The sequence below is a fragment of the Pseudomonas sp. MB-090624 genome (genome assembly GCF_003205245.1).
GTDB lineage: Bacteria > Pseudomonadota > Gammaproteobacteria > Pseudomonadales > Pseudomonadaceae > Aquipseudomonas > Aquipseudomonas juntendi.
The window spans coordinates 22,246-28,245 of sequence record NZ_QJRK01000065.1 but is presented as its reverse complement, the minus strand read 5'-3'; the positions used below and the strand labels follow the sequence as shown (position 1 = coordinate 28,245).

Genomic DNA, 6,000 nt, shown 5'->3' with positions numbered 1-6,000 from the left:
GCCCAACCGACCCCAACAAGTCCGGTCCTGTGGTAGGCCCGCGCGGAAACCTTCGCGACTCGCATGGCCTGCAAGACACCGCCGTATCGCCCTTGGGCAACACCTTCGCTCTGCACAACCCGTGCGTCATGTTCCAGTACAGCCGCGCAACCGGCTTCTAACCCGAGAGGATTGAAATATGGGCGTTCGCCTGATTGCAAAAGACGTAGATGCCGAGGCATTCGCGACCGAGTACGCGGCCCCGGTGCGCCGCGCACTGGAGCTGATTCACTTTACCAATGGGAGTCCGGCCAAGGCTGCGCATAACCTGGCACCCGGCAAGGCCCAGGGCAGCGTTGTGGGGGCGCCGGTGGCATCGGCTGATCGCCTCACCTGCAACGGCCTGACCAACTTCATCCAGTCGGGCATCCAAGAGCCGTCCGCCATCACCTTCTTCATGATCGCAAGGTCTGGTGATCCGAACAACAGTGGCGCAACGCGTCCTGGCTTCCTTGGCACCTACGACGGCCTTGCCGCAGACGGTGGCGCATCAGACGGTTTCGCGCTGTTCTTCAGTGGTACCAACGCTATTTCGGTTAACGCTTGCTACGGCAACACCGCCGCTGACAAGACTTTCCCGCGCGCCACGCTGGTTTCCCAGGACGCGGCGAACTGGGCGCTCTATAGCGTGGTGATCAGCTCCACCGGGATCGTCTTCAGTGACCTGACCAACAACCGCACAACAACCCAGTCCACCACGGGTGGCCTGCCGCGTCGGCCAACTGTAAACAAGATCCGCATCGGCAGCCTGTTCAACCCAAGCGGATTCACCGGGTCGTGCGATATCGCTGCGGTACAGCTGCACTCGGCAGTTTTGACTGCGGACGAACAGGTGGCCACGGTTGCCGACCTGCGCGCCTACGCTTTGCGCAAGGGGATCAGGGTATGAGCATGTCGCTTTGGGAATTGGCCGCTACGCCGTTGAGCGAAGGTCAAGCGGCCGATGCGGTCAAGGAACCTATCGACCCATCGTTCGAAAAATGGCTCAAGGGCCAGCTCAAGCAAAGAAAGCTGGCACAACCTCAATTCCTGCGGGACGCCGGCAACGGCGAGTACCTTAACGCAGCGGTTCAGACTCTTTACCAAACCTGGCAGTCTGAACATGCGTCCGGGTAGCCGGGCGCGTGCTCATTGCGCAAGCATCATGGAGCGGCAGGCAAACCGGCGCGCAGCCATCCGTCTGTGCCTTCCCGGTGAGCCCTTCCGTGACCTGCTGGTGGAATGCTACAGGTCGGACCGACGCACCTGTTGCGAGCAAATCGCACTGAGCAGGCCACTGCCATGAATGCAACTCGCCCTAGTCTTCAGCCCGCCTAGCGCGGGCTTTTTTTCGCCTGGAGAAAACCCATGCGCACATCGCAACGTGGCTTGAGCCTCATCAAGTCATTCGAGGGCCTGCGCCTGCAGGCCTATCAGGATTCTGTCGGCGTCTGGACGATCGGCTATGGCACCACCCGTGGCGTGAAACCGGGGATGACGATCACCAAGGAACAGGCCGAACGCATGCTGCTGAACGACGTGCAGCGCTTCGAGCCAGAAGTGCAGCGCCTGGTCACGGCCCAACTGAACCAAAACCAGTGGGATGCGCTGATGAGCTTCACCTACAACCTGGGTGCAGCCAATCTCGAATCGTCCACGCTCCGCCGACTGCTTAATGCAGGTAATTACGCAGCTGCTGCCGAGCAGTTCCCGCGTTGGAACAAGGCAGGCGGGCAGGTGCTGGCCGGGCTGGTCCGCCGGCGGGCTGCTGAGCGGGATCTGTTCTTGGAGGCGATGTGAACGACTGGGTGATGCGGCTTGCCGGCGCCGGCCTGATGGCCCTGCTTGGTGTTGCAGTGGGCGTCTGGCTCGCCACCAGCCATTTCCGGCCGGCTCTGGACGAAGAGCAGGACCGGGTCGCAGCATGCACAGCGGCGCGAGACAACCTTGCAGGCCTGGCGCAAGAACAGGGGAAGGCCCTGGGCGACCTGACCCTGGCGGCGAATGAGCGCCAGGCCAGGGCGGAGCAGGCGGTCAGTGAGGCCAAAACCAGTGCAGGCATCGACTACGCCGCGGCGAACCGCCTGCAGCAGGAGCGAACCGGCGGCGACCAGTGCGCAGCCGCCACCTTGATCATCGATCAGGAGCTAGGGCTATGACCGATTTAGGGTTGGGCCTGCCCGACCACCAGGCAGGCGAAATTACCACTGAAACCCGCATGACTTCTGGGCTTGAGGGTGGCCACCAAGGTGGGCCCTGCAGGAGCAGCGAACAAGTGCAGGTCTTGCACAAAAGTGCAGGCGGTGCAGGTGCTGCAGGTCGAATCCTGCGCGGGGTGGGGGTGCTCGCAGGCATCGCTCTGCTGGCCGGCTGCGCAGGGAAGGTCGCGCCAGAGGTCCAGTACGTGCGCGTCGAGGTGCCAGTGCAGGTGCCGTGTCGGGCGCCGGAAGTGGCTGTTCCGCCCTGGGCAGCTGCCGGTCTGCGCAAAACCGACAGCCTTGAGGTGAAGGTGCGCATCCTGTTGGCTGAGCGCCGGCAGCGCATTGGCTACGAGCGGCTTCTGGAAGCAGCGGTAGGATCTTGCCGCTGAGCGACAGGTGCCCCGGTACGAAAACCGGCCCTGTTGCCAGAGGCTAAACGGCTACCCGCGCCGTCGTGGTGCTCTACTACCTGCTCGAATGACCTGATGCTCGAGCGGAGGAGCTGCAGGAGGATCATGGCCAAGCCCGAATAGCAGGGGAACAATGCCAACGAGAGTACGAAGCGCTTTTCAAAAAGGCTACCAGGGAAAGCCTACCAAGGCTTTATGCTAATAGAGCGACCAGAGAGGAACGGGAAAGAATCCGCCATTGCCGGACAGCTATGCTAGATATTTCTGAGCCCCGAATCGTCCCGTCGTATATTCACCACTTCTACCATATCTTGTTTGGCTGTTTAGCGGCGGTTATTATTCATTCGGGTCCATAAACATGTTCAATATAATTCAAGGCTCCCAAGAGTCTCAGGGCAAGAATAGGTGGTAAATTGCTGATAGGTTCTTGTATATATTATTGTTTGTCAGGCCGTCACCCGTCCAGTCAACAGTGATGAAAGCGATAAATACTTGAACTCCGGCAAGGATTGCGAACATGATCGAAAATATCCTATTCGTTTTGATCTGTTCTACTTGAAGTAAGCTTTCTTTGAGTGGATGTCTAGCCCTGAGGAATGATTGAAGGTCATTTGCGCGATTCTGCAGGCTATGAAGACTGCTTTGAAATGCATTGGTGTAAGATTCTGCAAATAGTTGCTCTCTAGAAGCAGACATCAAAATAGAAATTTTTTCTGAAACTGCATGTAACTTATCGCTGAAGCTGCTTATGGATGTCAGCGATTCAAGATCTGAGTGATTTCTTTTGTTGAGGAATTTGCTTACACTGCCCTCAATCATTTTGAGGTCTTGATTTACCTTCTCGTAAAAGCTCATGCAGATGTGGGGGCCATGACTAAAAAAGTCTATCCCAAGTCGCTCTGTCAAAAGTTCTTCGTTCGCATCTCCGCTTTGGACATAAAATCCAAAAAAAGGTAGTTTTACCCATAAAGGAACGTAGAAGGCAGAATATCTTCCATGTTCAGACTGCGTGCATATAATCTCAATTGGGGCTTGGCCTCTATGAATAATACATGAAGGTGTTATAGTTTCTGAATCATCGTTAAAGTAATTTTCAGTAGTTTTACTTATGATTTCAGCGCTAAACACAGGGTTGTCTGTTATTTGACCGCCTAGAGCATTCATAATCCTTTGTGAAAGTTGCTTGAGCCGAATGGTCAATGTCGAGCAATCATCAAGCATCAAGCAAGGATTTAGAATGCTACAGAATTTTTCTTTGGCAGGTGATGTGAAGGTTAGTCTGACGGGTATCTTAAGCTTGTATATAAATGTTAGATATGTCAGGCCATTTCTCATCATGTGTGTGCACATCATGAGATTTCTAACAATGTCTTCTGAGTCGATCTGGTTGTTTATTAGGGTGAAAAGTTTTTCATTGTTGTAATGCGGGCATAGAGTTTTATATCCTTGACTATAAAGGCTTACTGGGTTTTCTCGAATAGCTCCGTTGATCCTATGGTCCAGGTCTATTAATGTCTCGCGCTCCACTTCAAAAGTTACGGATACGGTTGAGCAGGTCGCTACATCATCAAAGACAGGGGTGTTGAAAAAATATTCGTGCACTTATTAAACTTCCTGTATTTTTGCTTTGCTAGTATGTGCTTCAGGCGCGAGATGGTCTGCGACTTAGCAGTATCCCAAAGGCATTATTGCGCAATCCTGGATTCGTCGTAAATAAATTTTTGTGATGCTGAGCCAGCTTCGTTGCAGAGTAAACAGTGTTGTAAAAAAATTAAGTGTTCTCCTTGGGATGCCAAATTCGTTTTTGCCATTAAGCCTATGTCTTTTCGATATAAAGCGTTCATTGATTGGATTTTTCTTGTCCAGCTTGATGCGTATAGATCAACATAGCTCCGCACGCTAGGGAGTACGTGAACGATGTATCATCTTGGTTTTATGCGTAGATGTCTTGTGAAACCAATTAAGCGAAGCCGAAGAGCGGGCCTGGGGTGCGAGTCCATCTATAATGGCCTGACCAAATGAGCAGGTCACCGGAATGGACAAGCGCACCTTCATCGGCATGGTTGAGGCCGGCGAGCCGCTGATTCAGCAGGCTATTGACGCCATGCGGGAGTATCACCAGGCGCAGGATCGAGGCGCGCCGGCGGAAGAGATCGAGCGGTTGCGCCTATTGGCCGAGTCGCTGTTCCAGGTGGTTTCCCATTACCAGCTTAGGGTGATAGCCACGTTGCGCGGAAAGGAGCTGCCGCCTCTTCACTAAGCCCGCGGCCTGCGCAAAACCCCCACAATCTGGAGGTGAAGGTGCCGGCGCTGCTGGCGGGGCGTCGGCAGAGGATTGGGTACGAGCGGCAGCTGGAGGCGGCGGTTACAGCTTGCAGGTGATCTAACCGCCGGCCAAGCCGATCAGCGCTCCAACTCCGGAACCAAGGATTGCCGAAACCAATGGATGCTCCAGCATCTTTGCTATCTGCCCCTTGGCCTGCTCGACCTCTTCCTGAGGCGCGCCGCTTTGCTCAATCCTCTTGAGCAAATCAGCTATACCTTGCTCGATGTGCTGAGTGTTGTGGTCGCCAATTTGAAAGTTCTGCGAGTTGTGGATATTGAAGGTTGTGTGCTGGTGCTGAGGCTTTTCTTTCTCAGGACCTTTTCTCAGCTTGAGCGACCAATGAGGTCCGATCCCGGGCAATCCCTGCGAGTAGTTGCACTCAACGATGCTGTGACGCTCCACCTTGCCGCCAGGCAAGCTCCTCTCTAGATGATCTCCCTCATCCACATCGAGCAACGGCTCGAAGATGGTTGCTGTCGGGCCAATCCGAGTAGGGTAAGGCCCGAGTCTTCTTCCATCAGTCTTGACCAGCCACACCATATCGGTGTGCATTGATGCAAATGGGTTCATGCGGCTCATGCACAGCTCCTTGTGATTGATGCTGGTTTGATATCACATGGCTCGGTTTGAATCTAGGGCAAAGCTGCCAAGGTCACTCCACGAGGGCGCAGAGTCAGGCATGGGGGAGTTTTGGGGGAACCACTCCCCCGAATGGTGTGGAACTCTGTTGCGTTATAATGAGTTCATGTTTCTGATTTCATTGATATTTATAGTTTTTACTCAAAAAAATATGAGAGCAAAAACGGATTCGAAATCCGTTGTACTGGCAACAGTACCTAGGGTTCAAATCCCTATCTCTCCGCCATACCTATACGTTAAAGCCCTGATTATTCAGGGCTTTTTCGTTTCTGTGTTTCTGAAAAAAATCCCAGCCCATACTTTGGCCCATACTCTGGATGGCTCAGTGTTTTTTCGACCAAAGGCTGATTTTTCGACAGTTTCTAAGCGGTGCAGTCCAGGAGCGATCCGTCGATCGATCTGAATC

8 protein-coding genes are annotated in these 6,000 nt (G+C 54.0%); 6 read left to right on the top strand and 2 right to left on the bottom strand.

Annotation, left to right across the window (positions count from 1 at the left end; all coding sequences use genetic code 11):
• Positions 1–178: 178 nt before the first annotated feature.
• The 5 genes from DMX12_RS26695 (at position 179) to DMX12_RS26675 (ending at position 2,608) form a co-directional block, all read left to right on the top strand.
• Positions 179–928 (top strand): hypothetical protein, encoded by a 750-nt coding sequence (locus DMX12_RS26695; protein ID WP_110679892.1) that lies wholly within the window; start codon positions 179–181, stop codon positions 926–928.
• Positions 925–1,155 (top strand): hypothetical protein, encoded by a 231-nt coding sequence (locus DMX12_RS26690; RefSeq protein ID WP_110679891.1) that lies wholly within the window; start codon positions 925–927, stop codon positions 1,153–1,155. The genes DMX12_RS26695 and DMX12_RS26690 overlap by 4 nt, the downstream gene beginning before the upstream one ends.
• 231 nt (positions 1,156–1,386) lie before the next feature.
• On the top strand, positions 1,387–1,818 hold the full coding sequence (locus DMX12_RS26685) for a lysozyme (protein ID WP_110679890.1): 432 nt from the start codon (positions 1,387–1,389) through the stop codon (positions 1,816–1,818).
• Positions 1,819–1,829: 11 nt separating this feature from the next.
• Positions 1,830–2,177 (top strand): hypothetical protein, encoded by a 348-nt coding sequence (locus tag DMX12_RS26680; RefSeq protein ID WP_371928302.1) that lies wholly within the window; start codon positions 1,830–1,832, stop codon positions 2,175–2,177.
• Positions 2,178–2,236: 59 nt separating this feature from the next.
• A complete protein-coding gene (locus DMX12_RS26675) occupies positions 2,237–2,608 on the top strand; it encodes a hypothetical protein (protein WP_371928301.1) in 372 nt (123 codons plus the stop codon).
• A gap of 411 nt (positions 2,609–3,019) precedes the next feature.
• Here the strand turns inward: DMX12_RS26675 and DMX12_RS29205 are convergent, their stop codons facing one another.
• Entirely contained in the window at positions 3,020–4,231 is a 1,212-nt protein-coding gene (locus tag DMX12_RS29205) for a hypothetical protein (protein ID WP_146226870.1), read from the bottom strand.
• 433 nt (positions 4,232–4,664) lie between these two features.
• Between DMX12_RS29205 and DMX12_RS26660 the strand changes: the two genes are divergently transcribed.
• A complete protein-coding gene (locus DMX12_RS26660; RefSeq protein WP_110679886.1) occupies positions 4,665–4,889 on the top strand; it encodes a hypothetical protein in 225 nt (74 codons plus the stop codon).
• A 123-nt stretch (positions 4,890–5,012) separates the two neighbouring features.
• On the opposite strand, the gene DMX12_RS26655 is transcribed toward DMX12_RS26660, so the two are convergent.
• Positions 5,013–5,534: an RIP homotypic interaction motif-containing protein gene (locus DMX12_RS26655; protein WP_110679885.1), complete on the bottom strand. Its 522-nt coding sequence runs from the start codon at positions 5,532–5,534 to the stop codon at positions 5,013–5,015.
• Between the last annotated feature and the right edge of the window lie 466 nt (positions 5,535–6,000).